This window comes from Rhodococcus sp. ACPA4 (assembly GCF_002300185.1).
GTDB classification, from domain to species: domain Bacteria; phylum Actinomycetota; class Actinomycetes; order Mycobacteriales; family Mycobacteriaceae; genus Rhodococcus_F; species Rhodococcus_F globerula.
The window spans coordinates 948,978-973,285 of sequence record NZ_NSDY01000001.1 but is presented as its reverse complement, the minus strand read 5'-3'; the positions used below and the strand labels follow the sequence as shown (position 1 = coordinate 973,285).

The window sequence follows — 24,308 nt, the reverse complement described above, 5'->3', positions numbered from 1 at the left end:
GATCAGCCTTGGCACTTCTGCGAACCGGTGACCTCGCATACGTGGCGGACGCCGTCGTAATCGCTGTCCTGTGCCGGTACGACGCCCCAGGCGCGCTCGTCGGTGATGCGGCATTCGTCGGTGCAGATGCCGTCAGCCTGGAAGGCCGCGGAGTTCATACCTTCACTGAAGACCGCCTTCAGCTTCGCGATCGCGTCGGCACCGAGTTCGTCGTTGGCAGCGAACAACGATCCTGCGATCATCTCCGACTTCCAGACAGTCTTGAGCTCACCTGGCTTCAGCTCACCGTTGTCGATCATGGTCTTGTCGACCATCGTGTCGAATGCAAAACCGGCGTCGCAGTCCCCGCTCTTGACTGCGAGCGCCGACGCGTCATGTCCGCCCGCGTAGATGGGGGTGACTGCGGCGGAGATGTCTGCTTCCGAACCGGAGGCGATGACACCTTCTTCGATTAGTCCGGCCGTGGGGTAAAGAAATCCGGATGTCGAACTAGGATCGACGAAGCAGACCTTTTTGCCTGCATAGTCGGTGAGACTATTGACGGACTTGTTGTCCGAGCGAGTGATTGCGTAGGACTGGTATCCGGGAGGAGTTCCTTCGTTCTTCACGACGGCCCCGAGGGGCGTCATCTGTGCGCCGTTGATACCGGCGACGACATAGGCGAAGGGTCCGAAGAACGCGAGGTCGACGTTGCCGGCGATGAGACCTTCGACCACGCCCGCGTAATCGGATGCCTGGACGAATTCGACTTTCGCCCCGGTCTCGCGTTCCAGTCGTTCGATCACCGGGTCGTAGCTGGATTTGAGGTCGGTGGAGTTTTCAGCCGGAATTGCGGCCAGTGTCAGGGTTTTCGGGAATCCCTGTTCAGTTGTGGTTTCAGCACCTGAGCTGGAACAACCGGCAGCGACAAGTGCGGCGGTGGAAAGAAGGGCCGCAGCAATGCTGGCGCGGCGAAGAGTGCGGATACTCATGTCGTGGTCCGTTCGGTCGAGTGAAGGCAGGGAAGATAAGGCATCAGTCGAGTTCAGGGCTGAGCGAATTCGGGGCTAGCGAATTCAGCGAAGTACGAGGCTCGGGAGATCGGTGATGCTGTCGAGGATGTGGGTCGCGCCGGCATCGATCAGAACCTCACTCCGGTGGGCGCCGGTGCGGACGCCGGCGACGACGGACGCACCTGCGCGTCGACCCGATCGGATATCGCTCGCGGTGTCACCGACCACGGCGACAGCCGCCATGTCACTGACTCTGCACTGCAGTGCAGCAGCAAGCACGAGATCCGGATGCGGACGCCCTCGGAACGAATCCCCCGGCGCCAGATAAGCATCAGCGACAGTGCCCCACTCCAAAGCGTCCAGAATTCGATGCTGCGTGGCCGGCGAAAAGCCGGTCGTCAACACCACTGCAACGCCGGCCTCCCGGAGTTGTGTGATGGCGTCGGCAGCCCCGGGCACTGAGGTCACACCGCCGCCGATTCGCGCGTCGTACGCCGCTTCGAAAGCGTGATTGGCGGCTTGGGCGCGGTCTTCTGCGCCGAAGAGTGCTCGAAAGACTTCGATTTTGGACTGACCCATCGTTTCGAGGACGTAGCGGCGAGCGTCGTCGCGGTCTGCGCCGGACTCGGCGAGACCCACCGCAGTGGCCGCGGCATCAAAGGCGTCGATGACGAGACCGTCGTCGGCGACGGTGGTGCCGGCCATGTCCATCACAACCAGTTCAATGGCAGGTCCAACTAGGGCAGTTTCGCTAAGCGCTTGTGTCGCGGTCGAATTCGTCATGACCCATACGATGCATGTTGGTATAGACCAAGGCGAATCCGTTGCGTGAACTGATAATGAACTAACAGTGACATCTTGGTCTAGACCAAGAAATGGTAGTGTCTGACGCATGGCGGTCGACGCAGAACCTCGGATGCTAAAGCACCAGATCGTGCGCAAGAATCTCGACGCGCTTCTCGACGACCTGTCACCAGGAGACTCATTTCCCTCCGAACGAGATCTCGCCGAGAGATACGACGTGTCTCGGGAAACCCTGCGTCAAGCGATGCGTGAATTGCTCGTTGCCGGCCGCATCGAGCGGCGCGGTCGAACAACCGTTGTCGCAGACCCTAAAGTCGTTCTGCCACTTGCTATCGGCTCCTACACCGAAGCCGCGCGCAACAAGGGCATGACCGCTACCCGAATTCTGGTCGGATGGTCCGTCGACGGCGCTGACGACAATCTCGCGGATCTCCTGCACATTGAAACGGGTGACGCGGTCGTACAACTCGAGCGAGTGTTCACGACCGACAACGTCCGAGTCGGACTGGAAACAACCCGCATCGCCGCCCACCGAATTCCCGGCCTCATGGAGACCTTCGACTACAGAGATTCTCTCTACGCCGAACTACGCACACGCGGAATACAATTCGATCGCGTCGTCGACAGCATCGAGACCGTACTGCCCGACGCCCGAGAAGTATCACTGCTCAACGTCGACCCGCGGACCCCGATGTTCCTCCTCAACCGAGTGTCCTACGACATCGATGGTGTTCCGATCGAACAGAGACGATCCCTCTACCGTGGTGACCGCATGACCTTCACTGCAGTCATGCACGCGTAAACACACGCGCAATCAATCGTCGCCGACTAAAGTTCTGGTCATGGAGCGAAGCAGCGACGCTGCTCAAACCCGCAGTGGCGGTAACCGCCGCTCGCGGTTTGACGTGTTCGTCGAACATGCAGAGTTGCGAGTCAGTCAGGCACCGTTCTTCTTCCTGTGTGTCGCCATCGTGGTGGCCTGGTTTATCAGCTTGCCGTGGTGGACGGATCTCAAGACCTGGCAGGTTGCCATTCATACAGTCGCGAGTGTTTTCACACTGCTGTTGGTAGTGCTGCTCGAGAATGCCGGCCGCCGCGCGAGCGAAGCGTCGCAAGAAAAGCTCAACGTCATCGCCGAGGCACTGGCAGCAATGCTGGATTCATCCGCATTCGATGATCCCGAGCTCCGAACTGCCGCCAAACGACTCCGGGAAGCTGTTGGACTCGAAGAACGCCACTGAAATGTGACTGTCCATTTCGCCCGAACCGTCGCGACGAGTCCGAATTTGCGGTTCTATGGACGTGCATGCTCGTTCGTCAGATTTTCCATCGCTGTGGCAATGGAGAAGACGTGAAGGAAGTGCACAGTGGTCGAACACATCGGTAGCAGCGCCGAGGACATCCTGCTCCGCGGCGGGCGCTTCTTCACTCCTGGGAAATTCTCGGACGACCTTCGCACCGTGAACCGCACGGGCGGCCGCGAAGGCGATATCTTCTACCGCGATCGTTGGAGCCACGACAAAGTGGTGCGCTCTACGCACGGGGTCAACTGCACCGGGTCGTGTTCGTGGAAGATTTATGTCAAAGACGGCATCATCACCTGGGAAACGCAGGAGACCGACTATCCGACAGTAGGGCCGGACCGCCCCGAGTACGAACCGCGCGGCTGCCCACGCGGTGCCGCGTTCTCCTGGTACACGTACTCGCCCACGAGGGTCCGCTACCCCTACGCACGTGGTGTTCTCGTCGAAATGTACCGCGAGGCACTCGCCCGACTCGGTGATCCCGTAGATGCGTGGGCCAACATTCAAGCCGATCCGGAACGTCGGCGAAAGTACCAGCAGGCCAGGGGAAAAGGTGGCCTGGTCCGGGTCACGTGGGGCGAGGCCACCGAGATGATCGCCGCGGCACACGTGCACACCATCAAGAAGTACGGGCCCGACCGCGTTGCGGGGTTCTCCCCCATTCCGGCGATGTCGATGGTGTCGTTCGCGGCGGGATCGAGGTTCATCGAACTCATCGGCGGCGTCATGACGTCCTTCTACGACTGGTATGCGGACCTCCCGGTGGCGTCACCTCAAGTGTTCGGTGACCAGACAGACGTGCCCGAGTCCGGGGATTGGTGGGACGCGTCGTATCTGTTGATGTGGGGATCCAACGTCCCGGTCACCCGCACCCCAGACGCTCATTGGATGGCCGAGGTTCGGTACCGCGGAACCAAGGTTGTCGCTATCAGCCCCGATTACGCGGACAACACCAAGTTCGCCGACGAGTGGATGCCGTGCGCCGCCGGCACCGACGGAGCCATGGCGATGGCGATGGGCCATGTCGTCCTGTCGGAGTTCTTCGTGAAGCAGCGTGAGCCGTTCTTCGACGACTACGTGCGGCAATTCACCGACCTTCCGTTCCTCGTCACGATCGAGGAACGCGACGGCCGACTTGTCGCCGGCAAGAACCTGACCGCCGCCGATCTGGGTGAGACCAGTGAAAATGCCGCGTTCAAGCCGGTTGTGCTCGACCGCACCACAGATGAGGTGGTTATACCGAACGGCTCTCTCGGTTTCCGCTTCGGCGACGAAGGTGTCGGAAAGTGGAATCTCGACCTCGGCGACATCGTTCCTGCTCTGAGCGTCGACACCGATTGGGGTGAAACTGCAGAAATACATCTTCCGCGCTTCGACACACCGGATGGTCACGGCAAAACCATGGTCCGGGGTGTACCGGTGCGCCGTGTGGGTGATCGACTGGTGTGCACTGTCTTCGATCTGATGCTCGCCCAGTACGGGGTGCAGCGCGACGGAATGCCGGGGCAGTGGCCGTCCGGCTTCGACGACCCGGCTGAGCCATACACCCCCGCGTGGCAGGAATCGATAACCGGCGTCAGCGCCGCGCAAGTGATTCGCATAGCGCGTGAATTTGCCACCAACGCAGTCGAATCGGGTGGCCGATCGATGATCATCATGGGTGCGGGTATTTGTCAGTGGTTCCACGGCGATGCCACCTATCGAGCAGTTCTCAGCCTCCTGCTGCTCACCGGGTCGATGGGACGCAACGGCGGCGGGTGGGCGCACTACGTCGGCCAGGAAAAATGCAGACCCGTCACAGGTTGGGCGACAGTGGCAATGGGGACGGATTGGCTCCGGCCACCGCGTCAGATGGCCGGAACTTCCTACTGGTATGTCCACACCGACCAGTGGCGCTACGACGGTTACCAAGCTGATGCACTCTCCAGCCCCGTTGGCCGAGGTAATTTCAGTGGCCGACACACGATGGACGTGATGACATCGGCCGTGTCGATGGGATGGACACCTTTCTATCCCCAGTTCGATCGATCGAGCCTCGATCTGGCTGACGAGGCAGATGCACACGAATGTGATGTCGCTGAGCACGTTGCCAACCAATTATCGTCGGGTGCACTCAAACTCGCTGTCACCGATCCCGACAATCCCCAGAACTGGCCGCGAGTGCTGAGCGTATGGCGTGCAAATCTACTCGGGTCGTCGAGCAAGGGAAACGAATACTTCCTTCGCCACCTACTCGGCACGGACTCGAACCTGCAGGCCGAGCCGACGCCGGAGAACCTGCGCCCCAATGACATAACGTGGACCGACGACATCCCCGAGGGGAAACTCGATCTGTTGATGTCGATCGACTTTCGGATGACGTCCACAACTTTGCTTTCCGACGTGGTGCTGCCTGCGGCAACGTGGTACGAGAAACACGACCTGTCGAGCACGGACATGCATCCGTTCCTTCACGCATTCTCCCCCGCTATCGACCCGCCGTGGGAAACCCGCTCGGATTTCGACGCTTTCGGCGCGGTTGCCAAGGCATTCAGCGTGCTGGCGGAAAAGCATCTCGGAAAACGCCGGGACGTCGTGATGGGAACACTGCAACACGACACACCCGGCGCTTTGGCCTACGCCTCGGGTAGAGAACAAGATTGGCACTCGCAAGGAAAGACACCCGTCCCGGGCAAGACGATGGGTCCCCTCGTCGTCGTCGAACGCGACTATCCCGCCGTCGCGGAGCAGTGGGCTGCACTGGGCCCGCTGGTCGAGAAGGCCGGCCTCACCACCAAGGGCGTCACGACACATCCGAAGCGTGAGGTGGAAGAACTCGCCGCCAAACACGGGGTCTTCGATTCGGGTGCTGCCGCAGGTAGACCGGCACTCGATACTGCCGAAAAGATGGCTGAGGCAATCCTCGCGCTGTCCGGAACTTCGAACGGCAGGCTCGCAGTACAAGGGTTCGCCGAACTGGAGAAACGAACCGGAAGACCACTGACACATTTGGCGTCGGGCAGTGAGGAACGCCGAATCACCTTCGCGGACACACAGGCTCGACCTGTCCCGGTGATCACCAGCCCGGAATGGTCAGGCAGCGAAACCGGTGGCCGACGCTACGCGCCGTTCACCGTCAACATCGAGGAGCTCAAACCCTTCCACACGCTCACCGGTCGAATGCACTTCTACCTCGATCACGACTGGATCGAGGAACTGGGCGAACAACTACCGATCTACCGCCCACCACTCGACATGGCAAGCCTGTTCGGCGAACCTGCTCTCGGAGATCGCAATGGCGGAATCGGTCTCAGCGTCCGCTATCTGACGCCTCATTCGAAATGGTCGATCCACTCCGAGTACCAGGACAACCTGTTCATGCTCTCCCTCTCGAGGGGCGGGCCGACGATGTGGATGAGCCCCGGCGACGCCGCCAAAATAAAGGTATCGGACAACGATTGGGTCGAAGCCGTCAACCGTAACGGTGTCGTCGTGTGCAGGGCGATCGTGTCGCATCGAATGCCGGACGGCGTGGTCTTCGTTTATCACGCCCAGGAACGCACCATCGACGTGCCGCTCACGGAGACAACGGGAAAGCGTGGCGGCATCCATAATTCGTTGACCAGACTGTTGATCAAACCTTCCCACCTTGCCGGCGGCTATGCCCAAACGTCATTTGCCTTCAACTATCTCGGGCCCACCGGAAACCAACGCGACGAAGTAACCGTGGTGCGTCGTCGCTCGCAGGAGGTGACGTACTGATGCGAGTCATGGCGCAACTGGCGATGGTGATGAATCTCGACAAGTGCATCGGCTGTCACACCTGTTCCGTGACGTGTAAGCAGGCGTGGACCAACCGATCAGGTACCGAGTACGTGTGGTTCAACAATGTGGAAACCCGTCCGGGCCAGGGTTATCCGCGCACGTACGAGGACCAGGAGAAGTGGAATGGCGGGTGGGTTCGCGACAAGAACGGCCGACTTCGCCTGCGTGATGGTGGCCGATTGAAGAAGCTCTCGCGCATCTTCGCGAATCCGAAGATGCCGTCCATTCAGGACTACTACGAACCCTGGACCTACGACTACGAGAATCTCACCCAGGCTCCCCTCGGGGAGCATATGCCGGTAGCCGCGCCGCGAAGCCTCATCAGCGGTGAACCCATGAAGGTGGAATGGTCCGCCAACTGGGACGACGACCTGGCCGGCTCACCCGAAATCGTTCCCGACGACCCGATTCTGAAAAAGATCAGCACGGAGGTCAAACTCCAACTCGAAGACACGTTCATGTTCTACCTGCCGCGTATCTGCGAGCACTGCCTCAATCCGTCGTGTGTTGCGTCCTGCCCGTCGGGTGCGATGTACAAGCGGTCCGAGGACGGGATCGTGCTCGTCGACCAGGACAAGTGCCGCGGCTGGCGCATGTGCGTGTCCGGATGCCCGTACAAGAAGGTGTATTTCAACCACAAGACCGGTAAAGCCGAGAAATGCACGTTCTGTTATCCCCGCGTCGAAGTGGGCTTGCCGACGGTGTGCGCGGAGACCTGCGTCGGCCGTCTGCGATACATCGGCCTCATCTTCTACGACGTGGACAAGGTTCTCGCGGCCGCGACAGTTCCGGATGACAAAGACCTGTACGAGGCGCAACTCGACGTGCTACTTGATCCGAATGATCCCGAGGTCGTCGAAGGTGCTCGCGCAGAGGGCATCTCGGACGAATGGATCGAAGCAGCGCAGAAATCTCCCATCCACGCACTGATCAAGGACTATCGCGTCGCGCTGCCGCTTCATCCGGAGTTCCGCACCATGCCGATGGTCTGGTACGTCCCGCCCCTCTCCCCCGTCGTCGACGCCGTGAGCCGCGACGGTCATGACGGTGAAGACGTCGGAAATCTTTTCGGGGCTCTGGACTCGTTGCGCATTCCGATCGAATATCTCGCCGGCCTTTTCTCCGCAGGCGACACCGATGTGATCGACGGAGTTCTGCGACGGCTGGCTGCTATGCGGTCGTACATGCGCGACATCAACCTAGGACGCGAACCGCAGCCGCATATACCCGAGGCCGTGGGAATGACCGAGGAAAGCATGTACGAGATGTATCGCCTCCTTGCCTTGGCGAAGTACGACGAGCGGTACATCATTCCCACCGCCTACGCCGTTGACGGACACAAGCTCGAAGAGAGCGCCACCGAGTGTTCTCTCGATTTCGACGGCGGACCGGGCATGCACGAGTCCGGCCCGTTCGGCGAAGCCAGTGGCGGTCCGGTCCCGGTGGCAGTCGAGACTTTTCACGCGCTACGCGAGCGTCAAACCACTGGCGAAATGTCCGCCAACTCGACCAACCCGTCCCGGGTCAACCTTCTGAACTGGGATGGCAAAGGTTCGCCGAGCGGACTCTTTCCTGATCGAGGCGAGAACCAATGATCAGCTTCGGCCGACGTCGGCGCAGCGCCGGGCAGGACCGCTTGGTGTGGCACGCTGCCGGTTTGTTGTTGGCATACCCCGACAGTGGACAAGGCGAAAGGCTCGCGGTTGTCGGGGACATTCTCGGGCATCTCCCGTCAGCTCCCCGAGAGCAACTCACTCTCACTCACCGCTTTCTTTGCGACAGCCAGGAATTCACAGCGGCGGCGCAGTACGTCGAGACATTCGATCTGAAACGGCGCAGCACGCTGTACCTCACGTACTGGACGGCAGGTGACACCCGCAATCGCGGGCGTGAAATCCTCGCCATCGCCGACGCCTATCGCGCGGCCGGAGTTGATCCGCCGAAAAGCGAGTCGGCAGACCACCTGACTGTCGTCCTCGAATTCGCTGCTCTCGTCGACCCGGATACCGGCGCGAAGCTGCTTTCGGCGCATCGCGTTCCATTGGACATGATCCGATCGTCACTGACCGACGTGGACTCGCCGTACGCTCCAGTTCTCAGGGCAGTGTGCAACACACTGCCCCCAGCTTCCGACAACGACATGCGTCGCGCCCAGCAGCTCGCCGCCTCGGGGCCACCCGCCGAATCTGTCGGACTCCCACTCTTCACCCTGACCGTCCCACCCCGCCGCGAAGGAGTGACGTGAGATGTCTGTCGGTGAAATCTACTGGGACATAGTGCCGTACGTCGTGTTGGCAATCTTCATGAGCGGCACATGGTGGCGTTATCGCTACGACAAATTCGGCTGGACGACGCGGTCGTCGCAACTGTACGAGCATCGATTGTTGAGAATTGGCAGCCCCCTGTTCCATTTCGGCATTCTGGTGGTCATCATCGGACATGTCATCGGCCTGGTGATCCCGCAATCCTGGACCGACGCAATCGGGGTAAGCGACCACATCTATCACCTGCAGGCCCTCGTTCTCGGTTCGATCGCGGGCCTGGCAACCTTGGTCGGCGCCGGGATCCTGGTGTATCGCAGGCGGACCCGGGGACCGGTGTTCATGGCCACGACCTGGAACGACAAGCTGATGTACGTCGTACTGATCGCCGCAATCGTCGCTGGTCTCGCCACGACAGTGCTGGGATCCGGAGCGTTCGGCGAAGAATCCAACTACCGGACGACGGTCTCCCCGTGGTTCCGATCCATCTGGATCTTCCAGCCCCGTGGTGATCTCATGGCACAGGCGTCACTCGACTTCCACATTCACGTCACGATCGCGATGGTGTTGTTTGCACTGTGGCCGTTCACGCGCCTGGTACACGTATTCAGCGCGCCGGTCGCATACCTGTTTCGGCCGTACATCGTCTACCGCAGTCGCGACGACGCCCGGAAGGGCGAACCCGTCGGCTCACGCCCCCACCGTCGGGGTTGGTGAACTCACAGTCCACAATCGCCACACAGATGCGATCAGCAGAACTACGCACAGGACTACTGCCGGCCACACCAGAATTTCGCCAACTATCTTCAACCACGGGGTCGACGCCGTCCCCGCAACGGTTAACGACGCCGCCGACGTCATCCCCATCGGGAAAGCCGTCGACCAACGTCTGACGTCGTATTCCAGTCGAGGCCAGATCAATTCGCATATAAACAACACGCCGTAACAGCCGAGCACGAGAATCATGAGCACGATGCTCAATCGTTGAAACGACAGGTGTAGCGTTTCCGACCAGCCCACGACGGGCGCTGCCGCTGTGAGTTTTCCGGCCGCGAGCGTCGAGATTGCCAGGGCGCCGCCGAACACCCAGTGATCACCGGCCCCGACTCGGAGCTGATTGAACGAGAACCGTACGAGCACCAACACGTAGAACCCCAGGCCGAGCACAAACGCAGCCGCCGACGGAAGCGCAATCCAGTGCGCCGTAGTCGTGGCAGCGAGCGTCGCACCGAGTACGGCCAAACCCTGCGTTGCGACGCACAGCAGAAAGTGCACGCCGACGGTTGGCGAGGTCCAGTGTCGAATTACCGCCGGTATGAGCACGATCCACGCCACCAGCGCAATCGCGAGCGCGACATAACCGACCGAGTCCCAGTCGAGCAGTACAACCCGAGTACCCAACACGGTTGTCGCGGCCACTCCCGTGAGAGCCGGCGGAGTGTCGGCCTCGTCGATCCACCGAGCGCGATTGTCAACCAACCGCGATACGAACACGACAGCCAGAACAAGCCAGATTGCTGTGCCGATCCCCAGCCATGCCAGCGAAAAGACCTCGAATCCCACCAGGTGCAAGGCCACCGACACTATTCCCGAAGACATCGCGGCTGCTCCCGCACCGGGAGGAATTACCTCGAGCGTGCGGTTGGCTGTCGATCTCGCGCGATGATCGCCGGTCACATCCTCAATGATGAGCGATGATGCCGTGTATGTCCTGATTTCGACTCCACATACTTCCCCGACAGCATGCACCCAGATTTCTCACGGCGAACGTCCAGAGCAGTCACAGCGAACATGCAGGTATCGCAAATACTTTTGGCTCCATGATGATCCGACGCTCTCCGAGTACTTCCTCAGCCAGTCCTGGTCGCCGCCGCATTGCCTTCGTGTCCGTCCTGCTGGCCGGCGGGCTGCTTCTGGGCGGGTGCACCGCCGAGACAGCCGGTACCAACTCGGCAACGTCGGCGTCCACGTCGACGGTGTCGTCCACTGTCGCGTCTGCGAACTCGACTGACTCGACGACCACAGCCGAAACGATCACCGACACCGCAGCAGCGACCGAAGCATTTCTGCAGACATTGTCAGCCGAGCAGCGCGAGGCGGTTCTCTACGCCTACGACGACGAAACCAAAACGACGTCGTGGTCGAACTTTCCGGTGACGTTCGTCGATCGAGCGGGACTCAATATCTCCGAACTGACCGATGAGCAACGAGCGGCCGCCATGAAGGTACTCGAAGCACTGCTGAGCGAGGCAGGTTACGACACCGTCACCGGCATCATGGGCGGCGACGAATATCTGCACGAGAACAGTACGTCGACGGAAGATTCTCTCGGTCAGTACTACATCGCATTCTTCGGCGATCCGTCGAACACGGATGCGTGGGCAGTTCAGTTCGGCGGACACCACCTCGGCATCAACGCAACGCTCGACGGCTCCGCCGACTCCATCACGTTCGCACCGACTCACCTGGGCATACAGCCCGCCGTCTACACCGATGCCGACGGCAACGAGGTTCAGCCGTTCGATGGTATCTACACGAGCGCGTTCGCCTTCTACGACAGCTTGTCCGATGAGCAGAGGGCTCAGTTGTATCAGGGCGAGACCGTAGCGAATATGGTGTGCGCGCCGGGCAGTACTTGTGACTACCCGACTGGCACAGGGCTTTCCGGTTCAGACCTGACGGACGAGCAGAAGCAGTTGCTGCTCGGCGTGATCGCGAACTGGGTTGGCCTTGCAGACGAGGAGACCACTGCGGACGCGCTCGCGAAGATCGAGGCGAGCCTCGACGAAACGTACGTGAACTGGTCCGGTGCAACCGAGTACGACATGACGCAGGGCGATGGCATCTACTTCCAGATCTCCGGACCGGATGTCTACGTCGAGTTTGCCGCGCAGCAGGGATCTGCCGGCGCGGACGTCGAAGGCGTGAATACCTCAGGTTGGGGCCACGTTCACACCATCTACCGAGACCCGAGTAACGACTACGCCGGAAGTGTTGTCCAGCAGGAAGCTACGGGTATGGGCGGTGGCGCGGGCGCACCCGGCAGTGGCGGCGCACCAGGTACAGGTGGGCCCGGTAGCACGCCCCCGAACGGCAGCTAGGTCCAGGAGCCAGAAAGGTGAGCCTCCTCAGTCGGTGCCCGATTCACGGACGAGATCAGCCGATGAACCGCCATGTAACAGGAATCCTTCCGTCCGAAAGATTACCCAACCTCTTGAACGCGGCTGGTGAAAGATCAAGATCACCGGCAGCGCAGCCTGGACAGGTATCTACGATGGTGACAGTTACCGATCTCGGCCCGCTCGAGGCCAGAATTTGTTTTCCGCACAACGCTCTGGTCCAGATCCTTGCGGATATCGCAACCACGTAGTCGGTATCTGCTGACATACCGCCGCAACTACCGAGACCGGCATGAAAGTACGTCGCATCGCCACTGTGTGTTGTCGCGTCGTCGGTTGTATCGCCTGCACTACCCGCACTACCTGTGGAGGCGCCTCCCAGTAGGTCGAACATTGTGGGCTGCGCCTCCGCGACAGAGGTTCCCGCCAATACAGCAGCGGACGCCGTCACCGCGACGGCCACGGATACCGCAATTCGTCGCACCGAACATCGGGACAAAGCGACCTCCTGTTTTCAATCGAGAAATCGGACATTTCCGATGTTGGGCGACGGTACGGCCGGCCGGTACTCCCGCTGGGTAGGCTCGCCGGACATTCCGACTGGGTTCGGTAATAGTGACGATGGTCCCGGGCGTCAATGCGCTCCTGTCACTGCCTAAGGCAGCGACAGCTCGTGAATCGACGGTCCGCACATAAGCAGATGAGCCTCACCCGGGCCACCCGTTCAGGTGGTCCCAGGTCGAGGCCATTTCGGCGAAGGCCCGGCCCGCGGCCGTGCGATAGGCACCCTTCCGTCGGAGCAGGGCCACCGTACGCGTAGGCAATGCCGGTGACAGCGGAATCGAGGACAGGCCCCGTTGTTCGAGGGTGATCGCGTCAGGCAGCACCGTCGCGAGACTGCCGCGGCGGACGATCTCCACGATCGCGCCGATCGAGCTGACCTCGATAGCCGTCCGAGGTGTGATGTCCTGATGCTTGAAGTACCGATCGATGTGAAGCCGCGTCGCGAAATCACTGCTGAGCAACACCAGCGCCTGATCCTCCAGTGTCTTCGCAGGCAGTGGTTTCGACCGACCGGCATGCGAATGCTTTACACCGACAACGAGACTGAGAGTTTCGACAAACAGCGACTCGCTCTCGATCTCCTCCGAGCGCACGTCCGCAAACGCAATGCCGACGTCGAGTCCGTCGCGTGCCAACTCCGCCTCGATTCGGTCCTGAGTCATCTCCTGAACGGTGACGGCAATGCCTGGGTGGCGCGTCGTGAATCGGTCCATCAACGGACCCACCAGGTAGGCCGCGAAGGTGGGCGTCGTCGCCAGCCTCAGCGAGCCGCGACTGAGGTCCTGGACATCGTGGATCGCGCGCTCGGCGGCATCCAGATCCTGCAAAGCTCGCCGCGCGTAATGCAGGAAAGCCTCGCCGGCGTCGGTGGTTCGCACCGTCCGCCCGGACCGGTCCAGCAACTGCACCCGCAGAGCGGATTCGAGCTGCTTGATCTGCTGGGACAGAGTCGGCTGCGACACATGCAGCGACTCCGCCGCCCGGGTGAAGTTTCCATGTTCGGCGACCGCAAGCAGATAACGGATATGACGTAGCTCCATAACTAGAACTATAGGCACTGTCTATCGAGGTAATGACTAACAAGTCTTGGACACTATCGACCATCGAGGTCATCCTTGAGTCATCACCATTGCAAGGAGGCAACATGCACGACATCATCAACGGCTTTATGACATTCCAGAAGGACGCCTTTCAGAAACGCTCCGGACTTTTCAAGGAACTCGCGACGACTCAGAACCCGCAGGCCCTGTTCGTCAGCTGCTCTGACAGCCGAGTGGTCCCGGAACTGGTAACCCAACGCGAACCCGGCGATCTGTTCGTCATCCGCAACGCCGGCAACATCGTCCCGTCGTACGGGCCGGAACCGGGCGGCGTATCCGCCACCGTCGAGTACGCGGTCGCAGTTCTCGGTGTCACCGACATCGTGATCCTCGGCCACTCCGATTGCGGCGCGATGACGGCGATCTCCACCGGCAAGCCCCTCGACGAGATGCCGGCCGTCGCGCACTGGCTCCAGCACGCAGATTCCGCGAGGGTCGTCAACGCCGCCCGCACGCACGGCTCGGCAGCCGAGAAACTGAACGCACTGGTCCACGAGAACGTCATCGCCCAGTTGACCAACCTCGCAACCCACCCCTCGGTCGCTCTCGCACTCGAACAAGGTCGACTGAACCTGCACGGCTGGGTCTACGACATCGAAACCGGCTCGATCGAAGCCCTCGACGGCGGCACCCGCCGGTTCGTCTCGCTCGTCGAACACCCCCAGACCTGCGCCGCGGCAACAATGCCCGGCGTCCCCGCCTGATCCCCCACCCAAAATAGAGAAGGAAATCATTATGATTCAGTCACAGTTCACCCAAGGACCCCGCGAAGAACTCGCCGCAGCCGTCATCGACGCCAAGGCCCGAAAAGACCTGTCCTGGCAGGAACTGACCGACGGCACGGGGCTGAGTGTGGCCTTTGTAACCGCAGCCCTCCTCGGTCAGCATGCACTTCCCGCCGACGCCGCGAAGGTCGTCGCGGACAAGCTCAGTCTGGACGAGGACGCGGTGCGATTGCTACAGACCATCCCTCTGCGCGGTTCCATCCCCGGCGGCGTGCCCACCGACCCGACCATCTACCGCTTCTACGAGATGCTTCAGGTCTACGGCACCACCCTCAAGGCATTGGTGCACGAGCAGTTCGGCGACGGCATTATCAGTGCAATCAACTTCAAGCTCGACATCAAGAAGGTTGCCGATCCGGATGGCGGCGAGCGCGCGGTCATCACGCTCGACGGCAAGTACCTGCCGACCAAGCCCTTCTAGCTTCGGCGTGACGGCGGCCTTGCTCCCGAGGCCGCCGCCCCTGAACACCTTCCTGAAACACACTGTCAGACAAGGACTGTCATGGACCCTATTCAACGAACCATCGATATCGCGAATGCCAATGTCGCCGAGGGCGGCCGGCCCTTCGCCACCGTCATCGCCCGCGACGGTGAGATCCTTGCCGAAAGCCCCAACCTGGTGGCCCAGACGAACGACCCGACAGCGCACGCGGAGATCCTCGCGATCCGTGCCGCCTGCACCGCACTGGGCACCGAGCATTTGACCGGGTGCACCATCTATGTGCTCGCGCATCCCTGCCCGATGTGCCTCGGTTCGCTCTATTACTGCAGTCCGGACCGGGTCGTATTCCTCACGCAACGCACCGACTACGAACCGTATTACGTCGACGACCGCAAGTACTTCGAACTGAGCACCTTCTACGGAGAATTCGCCAAGGACCCGGGTGAGCGCCGACTACCGATGGACTACCAACCCCACGACGGCGCAATCGAGGTCTACCGCGCCTGGCAGGAGCGGAACTACTCCACTACCTAGTTCCAGTTGTCGATCTTGACGTCGCGGGGATCCGGTGCGCCAGTGCCGGTTTCGACCTTCGACTTCAGGCTCATCAGGAAGAGCGCCCACTTGGTGCTGCAATGGTGCAGAAACTCCACCGGCTCCTTCCACCCTTCATGCGCGAAGAGGACGACGGTGAAATCGCCGTCGCGAGGAGGTCCCACACCACGCGGGTCCCGATCCATTCTTCCGGCCCTGCGGTCACCTCCCACAGCACTCGTTTATCGGGCTGGAGTTCTACCACTTTCATATCAATCCGGCCTTCACCGAAGCGGAATTGAAGCGTGCCTCCGATATTCGGATCTCCGTCCGTATCGCTGGTCCACCAGCCGGCCAGACCGTCAACCGTCGTCAACGCTGCGTAGACATCGCCGACAGAGGACGACTTGATCCCAACCCTGTGCAGAATGTCGACCATCGCGGGTTCCTCCTTCTTCTCATTTCCGGTTGTTATGTTCGATTGCTTCCGCAATCCGTTTGATGCGCTGCAACCGGGCATCCCACGACGAACCGACTGCATTCAGCTGCGCTACGGCGCGGGCGAGTTGCGCGGCATCGACCCGGTAGAGCCTCTCTCGGCCGGCGGGCGTCACATGTACCAAACCAACGCGGTCGAGAGCGCCGAGGTGTTTCGCGACAGCTTGACGGGTTACGGGTAGCTGATCACTCAGAGTGGTCGCCGTCCCCTCCCCATTTGCCAACAGCAAGTCGAGCATTCGTCGGCGTGTGGGGTCCCCGATCGCTGTCCAGAGGTCGTCGTCGATAAGGCTCATCCGCTCGCACCCAGTCGGGCTGCGCACTCGACAAGCCGCGGCAGGTGCCGGTTCCACCCCTCGACGTGAGAGTTGTACTGCTCCTCGAGAACTGCGACCTCCCAGCCCATTTCACGGAACCCGGTTTCCGTCATACGCAGCGTCGTGCCCTCTCCCGAGGGCACCAGCTCAAATGTCACCAACAGACTGTTCATTGGGGGCACCCCGTCATCGGACAAGTGAGCCCATCGGAATGAAAACAATCGGGGTGGCGCAGCGTCGACCACCTCGATCCGGGCAACATGACCGTCAGGCGAGGTCCGCTCTCCCCACACGAGTTCGCCGACAGAGCCCGGAACCGGTTCCAGGTCGACAACCTCGTCGGACCACCACTCCTTCAAATGCTCAGGACTGCTGATGACCTCGTAAACCACGTCGGGTGCGGCTTCGACGTAGATCGACCGCTCGATTTGTCCGTACTCCATACCGGCACCTCTTCTGCAACCTTTGGTTGCATATCAGAATACCCAGCTGAAGTCGCATACGCAACCAATCATTGCGCTTCGCGAAGTCGCTACCCCGGACCGTCGTCCGATGTAACGACTTCGCAACGCCTATACCGAAATTCAGGACGCCGCGACTCCACAGTTTCCGCATGTCCTGTGGCGCACCGGAGTAATGTCGGCACTGTCAGATCAACATGCAACCGTGCGACGCCGCCTCATTTCAACGGCGACGGCAAGGGCGTCTGCCCCGCGTCGGGGGAGCGGAAGTGACACAACTCCTGAACGCGGCAAGCGTGTCTCACCGGCAAAAGATCGCACACGGCAGGCAGCGTTCACCATCGCCTGACTGATTCTTCCAGTGAAAGGGTTTTCGATGACAACAGAACATCAACAACACTCGGAACATGAACACAGCCATGGTGAAGGGTGCGGCCACGTCGCCGTTCCGCACGGTGACCATGTCGATTACGCGCACGACGGGCACCTACATCGTCCCCACGGCGATCATGTCGACGAATGTGAGACGTCGGAGCACGTCGTACACGAAGGCCATGATCACGTCCACGGCGAAGGGTGTGGCCACGTCGCCGTTCCGCACGGCGATCACACGGACTACGTCCACGATGGCCATCGACACGCCGCACATGGTGAGCACTACGACGAACACTGACCGCCACGCTGGACACGTTCGCACGGGACTGGCGCACTCACCACATTCCATAAGGTCAATCGTTTCCGATTCGGCTGACACGAAAGGCTTTTCAATCTTCATCCCAGCCCCGACTGGCATCTCCTGCGGTAACCGGTACTTTGGTCAGCCTTCTGAAAACCGTTGACAGTTGACCAATCGCGACTTCTCAGTCCCCGCTCGTCCACGACAGCACATCGACCCCAGTGGCCCCTGTCGGTACCCGATGCAAAGATCTGCCCATGACATCCGAAGCGTCCGTCTCGTCTGAGAATTGCACCAGGTCGAAGGCTAGTCCCATGCGTAGGTGCATCATGATCGTCGGACTGCTGTGGGGCGCAGCGATGCTGACCGGTTCCGCGACTTTGTCCACATCGTTCGCAGTCCGCGATGGACAGCCTTCCGAGTATTGGATAGTCACCGCTATGACGGTCATCTCGGTACTGACACTCGGTGCTGTTGTGGTGTTCTCCGAAAACAAGTGGGTTCGACGATCATCAGTGGCAGCGCTCGGACTGCTCGGAGCACTCGGCGCAATCGCCAACTTCTTGTTACTCGAGTCGCCAGCCGCTTCTTCCACTCCATCTCTCCCCGATGTCATTCGTTGGATGATCTTCGGAACAATCGCACTCGCTGGTCCGGCGACAGCCCACGCGGTGTCGATCGTCTACCGTGCCGCCAACGAATTCTCCGACCGAAACGACACCATCCTCTCCGAAGTCGCACTCGCCCGGTGATCCACTGACTTTCGTTACACCGGTAGCCCAACAGATACGCACCCTGCCGTGCGCTCATCCAAGATGAACCAGCATTGATTAGTGAATGCCTCGACTCTTGGCCGCCCTAACCAGCGTGTTTGCGAAAGATCCGCGTATCGCACGATCACCTGAGAACGCCGACGCCGAACCGTTTGCGAGTTTCGGGTTGCGAAGGGGTCAATTCCCAGACACCGCGGACACGCACTCTCACGACGATTGACAATAACGAGTGATCATTCGGCCATCGCCGTCATCCGCGCGTGGTTATTCGATGTACCCGGATTCGGGGTCGATCATGCCGAGGAAGTTTCTGATCGACCTGCGGTGATCGTCAATCGTCGACAGGTACGGCTCGGCGTCCGGAACCTCGCCATCCGGAACATCGAAACCCGGAACACCGGCCACCTGGGCTGGGCCACCACCGAACCCGTAGTTCTTGTTCGGTCCGGATTCCCAGGTGTAATCCTCACTGCCATTTTCGCGCACCGTGACGGCGAAAACCTCGCCCTCGACGATGAGAGTGAAGGGACTGTCTTCAGCTTGCGGGCGGTAGCCGTCTGCCCACTCGTTGGTGTTCACGCACCGACGCTCTCACGAATGAACGAGAGGAGCAGCGCGAATGGTAACGAAGGAATCGGAAAACCCGAACCACTCAAACATAGATTTCAAGGTTACTGGTCGAGGCGGATCACTGACGAGCATCGTCTGATTTACACAAAATCGCCGACGACCAGGTCCGAATCGCTGCGTGCCGCTACCACTACGGACGCTGAACACGCTCACCCGATCGTCCAGGCAAGTAGCGCGGCGCCGCACATCGACGGCCCATGAGGGACCTGCGACCGCCGCGCCAGCAGAACGGCCACCACTAATGTGATCACCGGAGCCAGAAAAGCGGATAGCAGCCAGACCTGGGCACCACCCAACCCCGTGATCGCACCCAGCGGAAGTGCCAGCTTCACATCACCTGCGCCCAGGGAGCGTGCCGAAATCAGGTGCAGCACAAGGTGGATTCCCGAGAGCATTACCGATCCCATCAGCGCTGCCCAGAGCGTTCCCGCAAACAAGGCGCCGACGATAACGACACCATAGGCGGGCACAGTGAAAGTGTTCGGCAACCGCCGCACAGACACATCGACAAGTGACACGGCCACACACCACCACACGAACGCCAGGCCCGAAACAAGCTGTAGTGCAGATGAAGTCGCTACACCGACAAGCAACCAGCCCACCGCGACGCACAATTCAGGCACACCGCAACGGACTGAAATCCCGGCATACAGGTTTCGGCGCAACCAATCGTCAGCAAGAAAACGCGCACCAAAACCGCCAACAGCACCCGCAGTTGCCAACCCCACCAACATCCACATGGCATTGAGCATGAGCCGACCGTCGACCGGCCGCAGCCTACGAAATCGTGCTGTGCACTACGGCGGCACTGTGGATAAAGCTAAGTGGTCATCGCCAGAAGTTCGTCGGGGGTCACGCGGCATCCCGGAGTGTGGCGTCGTGCTCAAGGCGCTGCAAGTGTCTATACAGGTGGCCGCAGGTGTAGCTCCATTGGAACGGCGTGGCTGTGGCGTTGTAGCGCTCCGTTTCTTGTCACCAGACCCCAAGCGTTACCGAACGATCGGTATGCGGCAATGTAGTGCGTTCGACAGTCTGGAGATTGTCGCCCGGCTACCGAGGCGGATGGTTTGTTGGCGTCGGAAACGTACGTGTCGGGGCGTGTCGGTAGGTTGTCGGGAGGTTTGTCGGGAGGTTTCGGAAACGGGGAGTGGTTGTGGCTGATGACGTTTGGACCAGTCTGTTTGAGGACATCCAACTGGTGCTGTACCCGGACTGGGATGAAAACGAGACGCTGATTTCGCCGACGGATGGCGACAGCCTTCAACTGCGCGACACGTTGACCGGGCAACGGATCCTGTTCCGAGAAGATGACAAAGGACTTGATATCAGGGTGACGGTGCCCGATGAACCGGTGACGGCTGCCCGATTACGGGCGGTGATCCAGTCGCAGCGGACCACCTTGTTTTCCCAGGTCCGTGACCGTGAGTCCGGTCGTTGGGTGCCACGCGACCAGCCGTTGTGGAAGTCTGTCGAAATCCATATCGGCCGCGATCACGACGTCGAACACGAGGGCCAGCGTGTCGAGGAGTATGCGCGGGAGTGGAGAACGGGATGGCGCCACAATGCCGACGACCAACGATACGAGATCGCCGCTGCAATCGTCGCGGTGTTGCGCGACGGATTAGGTACGACTCCTGACCGGCTCCGCGTCAGCTCTTACAACGACTTCGGCCCCACCCCCACACAGCGGGTGGGCGAGGTCGCTTCCGACCGTCCGACGTTGTCCGGCCTTCCGGCACGGTGCTCAGGGTGGGACGAGTTCGTCACGCGGTTCGAGTGGGTTCTGGCCACTTTGCCGTGGCTGGGCAATGTCATCCTGGATGCCCCTCAAAAAGGATCGAACAACCAGGTTGACGTACAGTTCTACAACTCCGGTGGTGACATCGACAGCGAGTGTGGTTTCGGGGATGCTGCAAGATCGGACCTGAAGGAAATCAACCGGCTGATGAGCGTTCTCGGGTGGCAGTGGACGCCCGATCACCACGGGGCTGTCGACGCGCCGATCTGGCTGGGCCCGCCGACCGGAAGGGACACGACGCATCCCACCATGCACGAACTGGCCGTTCGGACAATGGTGACCTTGCGCGACGTCGCTGGAGTGGCACATCCCAACGAGCTTGCTTTCACGGCATTCTCGAATGCCCAGGGCGTCGACGACATGTCGTACGTGGGTGCGGAACTCGGTATCGCCCCGGCCTGAGGACCAGGTACCCACCTTCACCGATAACCGCGGGACTGCAATCGGCACATCTACCTGACGGCCGAAGACGTAGACCGACTATCGACCGAGGCAGACCGTCACGGGCACGGGCTCCTTGTGCTGGTGCTCGCCTACTGTGGCTGCCGCTGGAGTGAGGCCATCGCACTGCGAGTCCGCGATATGAACTTCACCCGGGCGCGACTGACGGTCTCCGACACCGAGGTTCAGTTGGGCAGCAAGCACTACAGCGGGACCACCAAGGGCAAGACGGTCCGGTGAGGTCGCGGTACCGAAATTCGTCCTCGACGGACTCAAAGAGTGCTCTACCTCGCCGACCCCACCGCCTGGAAACCACCCCCGACGAACTTCTGACCAGGACCACTAAGCGATAGCGGCAGCCATCGCCTCACGTGGTGCGGGCTTACCCGTGAACTGCTCAACCTGCCCGAAGGCCTGATTGAGCAACATCGCCAGGCCACCGATCACGGTGCCACCGGCGGCCTCGACGGCCGAGGCCAGCGGCGTCGGCCAGGGGTTGTAAATCGCGTCGAGGACAAAAGGTGCCTTACCCAGTTCCGCGGCAAAGGGTGCCGCCGCATCAGCGGGAACGGTGCTGACCAGAACTGCCGAATCGGCACAGATTCCGCCGAGACGAGGATCATCGAAGGCAACAAGATCAATGTCCAAGCCAACCGCAGCGCCGCATTCTATGGCGCCCGATGCACGACCCGGATCGCGGGCGACGACAGTCACGTTGCGAACACCCATATCCGCCAAGGCAACCAGCGACGGCCGAGCCGTTCCGCCGGCCCCGACCACCACGGCGGGGGCACCGGTGAGATCACCGACACCGCCGGCGATCAACGCACCGCTGACACCGTCCACATCGGTGCAGTCAGCCCGCCATCCACCGTCGATGCGCACCAACGTGTTTGCCGACCCGATGACAACGGCGCGCGCGGTGCGCTCCGACGCGTATTCGAGGGCTGCGATCTTGCCCGGCATCGTGACCGACAGCCCAACCCATTCGGGCCCGAGCCCGTCGACAAGCGCGGGCAACTGCTCCCCCGTGCATTCGATCCGCTCGTAGGTCCAGTCGGTCAGACCCAAGGCCTCGTACGCCGCGAGATGTAGCAACGGGGACTTCGAATGCTGAATGGGGCTGCCGAGAACTGCTGCCTTGCGTGCGGTTGAGGTGCTACCGACCACTGTCGAGAATCCCGCTTTCCTGCGCTAGAACGATGTTGGCGAGGTGCTCGTCGTAACTGTGGGTGAAGAGCGTTTCGCCTTGCATGTTGATGGTGACGAAGTACAGCCAGTCTCCGAGGGCCGGGGATTCGACTGCCTGAAGCGCTTCGATGCTCGGTGACGCAATCGGGGTTGCGGGCAATCCCGGCATTGCGTAGGTGTTCCACGGCGTCACCCGCGCGCGATCATCATCCGTCGTCGCAACTTCGGTGGTGTCGAGCGAGTAGTTGACAGTGGAGTCGAACTGCAACGGCTGATCTACGGCCAAGCGGTTGACGATCACGCGGGCGACCTTCGACATGTCGTCGGGCAGAGCCTCACGCTCGACCAGCGACGCCGCGACCAACAGTTGGTACGGCGAGAGTCCGACGCCGGATCCGGCTGTCAGAATGCCGGTGCTTTCGTACTTCTCGGCGCTGCCTTGGACTAGTGTCCGCAGGATTTCCGTCGGCGTTCCGGTGGGATCGAAATCCCAACTACTGGCCGCAATGAGGCCTTCGAGTTGACGGTCTTTGTCCGGCACACCCTGCACGGACGACATCGCCCACGAGGGAACGCCCAACGCAGCGAGATCGGAAGACGCTCCCGCAGTATTCAATTCGTCGGCCGTCACACAAGTCTGTGCACTGGCTGATCCGACGCAGCTGGCTTCCTCGATGAGGTTGTAGATGCCCTTCTTGAGAGCACCGGTCTGCGCGTCACTGCTGTCGTGGAGTTGACGCCCTGCGGCAACGACGACCAGGCCGACACGAGATTCAGGAGCGACCAGGGTGTCCAGAGCGTCTGCTGCACTGCTTTGTACAGGTACCTGGTAGAAACCGGGCTGAACTTTCTGGATCTCCGCCGAGTTACTCACGGCCGCGTTGTAGAACGCCGCCGAACTGGCAACCACGTCCTTCTCGGCAAGCGTGGCACCGATCTCCGAGGCAGTTTCACCCGGAAGGATCTGGATCACGACGGGCGCCCCGCCCGGCCCGGCGTAGTCGGCCGCCGCTTGAGTGCGGTTCATGTACCACGTCGCACCGTAGGCACCCACGCCCAGAACCGCGATCACCAAGACGAGGAGCGCGAGGACACCGACCTTCTTGCCACGCTTGGCTCGCTTGGACTGCGCTTCGCGTTGTTTGCGCGCCTCAGCTCTGGACATGTGCGGCGGCTCGATGGTCTGTGGCAGCGCACGCATGACCATGGTCTCGTCGTTGTCGAAATCGAATGAACCGGTGGGCCGGCCGGAGCCGCCCTCATCCCACCGCCCGCTCACCGATCGGACTCCGACACAGGCGTGTCCCCCGACGACTCCCCTGGTTTCACTGCTCTACTCCGCTCGTCCAGCCAGCCTTGCAGGATCTCCACTGCCGCAGCCTGATCGATCATCGGACGCTGACCGCGAGCTTTGACTCCACTTTCGCGGAGGTTGCGCGCAGCCGTGACCGTCGTCAGTCGCTCGTCGGACAGTCTCACCGGGATCGGTTCGACGGCCCGCTGCAGTCGTTTTGCGAATGCAGTGGCGATGCCGGCGGCTTTGCCTTGCTCGCCGCGCAGCGTCTGTGGCAGTCCGACGATAACCTCCACGGCCTCGTATTCGGACACGATGTCGATAATCCGCCGGATATCCGGCGCGTCGGGTCCACGTTCCTTCGAGCGAGGCACAGTCTCGACCGGTGTCGCAAGAATCCCGTCGGGGTCGCTGGACGCAACCCCGATCCGGACACTGCCAACATCGATCGCGACGCGGCGTCCGCGGCCAGGGTCGTCGACGCCGGGGCGATCGGGACCCTGCACAGCCGCTGCCACCG

The 24,308-nt window shown here is 61.1% G+C and carries 26 protein-coding genes and 1 pseudogene; 14 read left to right on the top strand and 13 right to left on the bottom strand.

The window, feature by feature from the left end:
* Positions 1-2: 2 nt before the first annotated feature.
* Complete coding sequence (locus CJ178_RS04575) at positions 3-971, bottom strand: phosphate/phosphite/phosphonate ABC transporter substrate-binding protein (protein ID WP_095886217.1); 969 nt, start codon at positions 969-971, stop codon at positions 3-5.
* 84 nt (positions 972-1,055) lie between these two features.
* Entirely contained in the window at positions 1,056-1,775 is a 720-nt protein-coding gene (locus CJ178_RS04570; RefSeq protein ID WP_095886216.1) for a phosphonatase-like hydrolase, read from the bottom strand.
* A 109-nt stretch (positions 1,776-1,884) separates the two neighbouring features.
* Between CJ178_RS04570 and CJ178_RS04565 the strand changes: the two genes are divergently transcribed.
* The 6 genes from CJ178_RS04565 (at position 1,885) to narI (ending at position 9,882) form a co-directional block, all read left to right on the top strand.
* The gene (locus CJ178_RS04565; protein ID WP_179300718.1) at positions 1,885-2,598 is read left to right on the top strand and encodes a GntR family transcriptional regulator; all 714 of its coding nucleotides are present in this window, start codon (positions 1,885-1,887) and stop codon (positions 2,596-2,598) included.
* 40 nt (positions 2,599-2,638) lie between these two features.
* Positions 2,639-3,037 (top strand): low affinity iron permease family protein, encoded by a 399-nt coding sequence (locus CJ178_RS04560; RefSeq protein WP_033236203.1) that lies wholly within the window; start codon positions 2,639-2,641, stop codon positions 3,035-3,037.
* Positions 3,038-3,163: 126 nt separating this feature from the next.
* Positions 3,164-6,841, top strand: coding sequence for a nitrate reductase subunit alpha (locus CJ178_RS04555; RefSeq protein ID WP_095886215.1), 3,678 nt, complete (start codon positions 3,164-3,166; stop codon positions 6,839-6,841).
* Positions 6,841-8,499, top strand: a complete 1,659-nt coding sequence (gene narH, locus CJ178_RS04550) for a nitrate reductase subunit beta (RefSeq protein ID WP_095886214.1) — start codon at positions 6,841-6,843, stop codon at positions 8,497-8,499. Before CJ178_RS04555 ends, narH begins: the two co-directional genes overlap by 1 nt.
* Complete coding sequence (gene narJ / locus CJ178_RS04545) at positions 8,496-9,149, top strand: nitrate reductase molybdenum cofactor assembly chaperone (protein WP_033236200.1); 654 nt, start codon at positions 8,496-8,498, stop codon at positions 9,147-9,149. Before narH ends, narJ begins: the two co-directional genes overlap by 4 nt.
* A 1-nt stretch (position 9,150) precedes the next feature.
* Positions 9,151-9,882, top strand: a complete 732-nt coding sequence (gene narI, locus CJ178_RS04540; RefSeq protein ID WP_033236199.1) for a respiratory nitrate reductase subunit gamma — start codon at positions 9,151-9,153, stop codon at positions 9,880-9,882.
* On the opposite strand, the gene CJ178_RS04535 is transcribed toward narI, so the two are convergent.
* Complete coding sequence (locus CJ178_RS04535) at positions 9,856-10,842, bottom strand: tellurite resistance/C4-dicarboxylate transporter family protein (protein ID WP_233363757.1); 987 nt, start codon at positions 10,840-10,842, stop codon at positions 9,856-9,858. The genes narI and CJ178_RS04535 overlap by 27 nt on opposite strands.
* Before the next feature lie 143 nt (positions 10,843-10,985).
* Between CJ178_RS04535 and CJ178_RS04530 the strand changes: the two genes are divergently transcribed.
* Positions 10,986-12,266 (top strand): DUF3500 domain-containing protein, encoded by a 1,281-nt coding sequence (locus CJ178_RS04530; protein ID WP_095886213.1) that lies wholly within the window; start codon positions 10,986-10,988, stop codon positions 12,264-12,266.
* Between the two features lie 55 nt (positions 12,267-12,321).
* On the opposite strand, the gene CJ178_RS33690 is transcribed toward CJ178_RS04530, so the two are convergent.
* Both CJ178_RS33690 and cynR read right to left on the bottom strand, forming a co-directional pair.
* Positions 12,322-12,552 carry an RlpA-like double-psi beta-barrel domain-containing protein gene (locus CJ178_RS33690; protein WP_372472230.1) on the bottom strand — a complete coding sequence of 77 codons (231 nt, stop codon included), beginning with the start codon at positions 12,550-12,552 and terminating at the stop codon, positions 12,322-12,324.
* 439 nt (positions 12,553-12,991) lie between these two features.
* Entirely contained in the window at positions 12,992-13,888 is an 897-nt protein-coding gene (gene cynR / locus CJ178_RS04520) for a transcriptional regulator CynR (protein WP_033236198.1), read from the bottom strand.
* Positions 13,889-13,992: 104 nt separating this feature from the next.
* On the opposite strand from cynR, the gene CJ178_RS04515 reads away from it, so the two are divergent.
* From CJ178_RS04515 to CJ178_RS04505, 3 genes are all read left to right on the top strand, one after another.
* Positions 13,993-14,652 carry a carbonic anhydrase gene (locus CJ178_RS04515; RefSeq protein WP_095887833.1) on the top strand — a complete coding sequence of 220 codons (660 nt, stop codon included), beginning with the start codon at positions 13,993-13,995 and terminating at the stop codon, positions 14,650-14,652.
* A 31-nt stretch (positions 14,653-14,683) separates the two neighbouring features.
* Positions 14,684-15,154 carry a cyanase gene (cynS, locus tag CJ178_RS04510; protein ID WP_095886212.1) on the top strand — a complete coding sequence of 157 codons (471 nt, stop codon included), beginning with the start codon at positions 14,684-14,686 and terminating at the stop codon, positions 15,152-15,154.
* An 81-nt stretch (positions 15,155-15,235) separates the two neighbouring features.
* Positions 15,236-15,709, top strand: a complete 474-nt coding sequence (locus CJ178_RS04505; RefSeq protein WP_095886211.1) for a nucleoside deaminase — start codon at positions 15,236-15,238, stop codon at positions 15,707-15,709.
* Here CJ178_RS04505 and CJ178_RS33190 read toward each other — a convergent pair.
* The 3 genes from CJ178_RS33190 to CJ178_RS04490 all read right to left on the bottom strand — a co-directional run bounded on the left by CJ178_RS33190 (position 15,706) and on the right by CJ178_RS04490 (position 16,967).
* Positions 15,706-15,915 carry a hypothetical protein gene (locus tag CJ178_RS33190; protein ID WP_257013001.1) on the bottom strand — a complete coding sequence of 70 codons (210 nt, stop codon included), beginning with the start codon at positions 15,913-15,915 and terminating at the stop codon, positions 15,706-15,708. The genes CJ178_RS04505 and CJ178_RS33190 overlap by 4 nt on opposite strands.
* Before the next feature lie 252 nt (positions 15,916-16,167).
* Positions 16,168-16,503, bottom strand: a complete 336-nt coding sequence (locus CJ178_RS04495) for an ArsR/SmtB family transcription factor (protein ID WP_033236194.1) — start codon at positions 16,501-16,503, stop codon at positions 16,168-16,170.
* Positions 16,500-16,967 carry an SRPBCC domain-containing protein gene (locus tag CJ178_RS04490; protein ID WP_095886210.1) on the bottom strand — a complete coding sequence of 156 codons (468 nt, stop codon included), beginning with the start codon at positions 16,965-16,967 and terminating at the stop codon, positions 16,500-16,502. The genes CJ178_RS04495 and CJ178_RS04490 overlap by 4 nt, the downstream gene beginning before the upstream one ends.
* Positions 16,968-17,361: 394 nt before the next feature.
* On the opposite strand from CJ178_RS04490, the gene CJ178_RS33185 reads away from it, so the two are divergent.
* The gene (locus CJ178_RS33185) at positions 17,362-17,658 is read left to right on the top strand and encodes a hypothetical protein (protein ID WP_072782512.1); all 297 of its coding nucleotides are present in this window, start codon (positions 17,362-17,364) and stop codon (positions 17,656-17,658) included.
* 332 nt (positions 17,659-17,990) lie between these two features.
* On the top strand, positions 17,991-18,413 hold the full coding sequence (locus tag CJ178_RS04480; protein ID WP_095886209.1) for a hypothetical protein: 423 nt from the start codon (positions 17,991-17,993) through the stop codon (positions 18,411-18,413).
* Between the two features lie 285 nt (positions 18,414-18,698).
* On the opposite strand, the gene CJ178_RS04475 is transcribed toward CJ178_RS04480, so the two are convergent.
* Positions 18,699-19,013, bottom strand: a complete 315-nt coding sequence (locus CJ178_RS04475) for a hypothetical protein (protein ID WP_033236189.1) — start codon at positions 19,011-19,013, stop codon at positions 18,699-18,701.
* 39 nt (positions 19,014-19,052) lie between these two features.
* Between CJ178_RS04475 and CJ178_RS04470 the strand changes: the two are divergent.
* A pseudogene (locus CJ178_RS04470) lies at positions 19,053-19,207 on the top strand (Txe/YoeB family addiction module toxin); the annotation flags it as partial.
* Between the two features lie 6 nt (positions 19,208-19,213).
* Here the strand turns inward: CJ178_RS04470 and CJ178_RS04465 are convergent.
* Complete coding sequence (locus tag CJ178_RS04465) at positions 19,214-19,816, bottom strand: prepilin peptidase (RefSeq protein ID WP_242484366.1); 603 nt, start codon at positions 19,814-19,816, stop codon at positions 19,214-19,216.
* 401 nt (positions 19,817-20,217) lie between these two features.
* On the opposite strand from CJ178_RS04465, the gene CJ178_RS04460 reads away from it, so the two are divergent.
* On the top strand, positions 20,218-21,264 hold the full coding sequence (locus CJ178_RS04460) for a TY-Chap domain-containing protein (protein WP_143547495.1): 1,047 nt from the start codon (positions 20,218-20,220) through the stop codon (positions 21,262-21,264).
* A 381-nt stretch (positions 21,265-21,645) separates the two neighbouring features.
* Here CJ178_RS04460 and CJ178_RS04450 read toward each other — a convergent pair whose 3' ends face one another.
* From CJ178_RS04450 to ruvX, 3 genes are read right to left on the bottom strand one after another with little or no spacing between them, the layout of a single operon-like run.
* Positions 21,646-22,473 (bottom strand): shikimate dehydrogenase, encoded by an 828-nt coding sequence (locus tag CJ178_RS04450; protein ID WP_033236186.1) that lies wholly within the window; start codon positions 22,471-22,473, stop codon positions 21,646-21,648.
* Positions 22,463-23,773 carry an endolytic transglycosylase MltG gene (locus CJ178_RS04445; protein ID WP_095886207.1) on the bottom strand — a complete coding sequence of 437 codons (1,311 nt, stop codon included), beginning with the start codon at positions 23,771-23,773 and terminating at the stop codon, positions 22,463-22,465. The genes CJ178_RS04450 and CJ178_RS04445 overlap by 11 nt, the downstream gene beginning before the upstream one ends.
* Entirely contained in the window at positions 23,770-24,306 is a 537-nt protein-coding gene (gene ruvX, locus CJ178_RS04440) for a Holliday junction resolvase RuvX (protein ID WP_033236184.1), read from the bottom strand. The genes CJ178_RS04445 and ruvX overlap by 4 nt, the downstream gene beginning before the upstream one ends.
* Positions 24,307-24,308 lie beyond the last annotated feature (2 nt).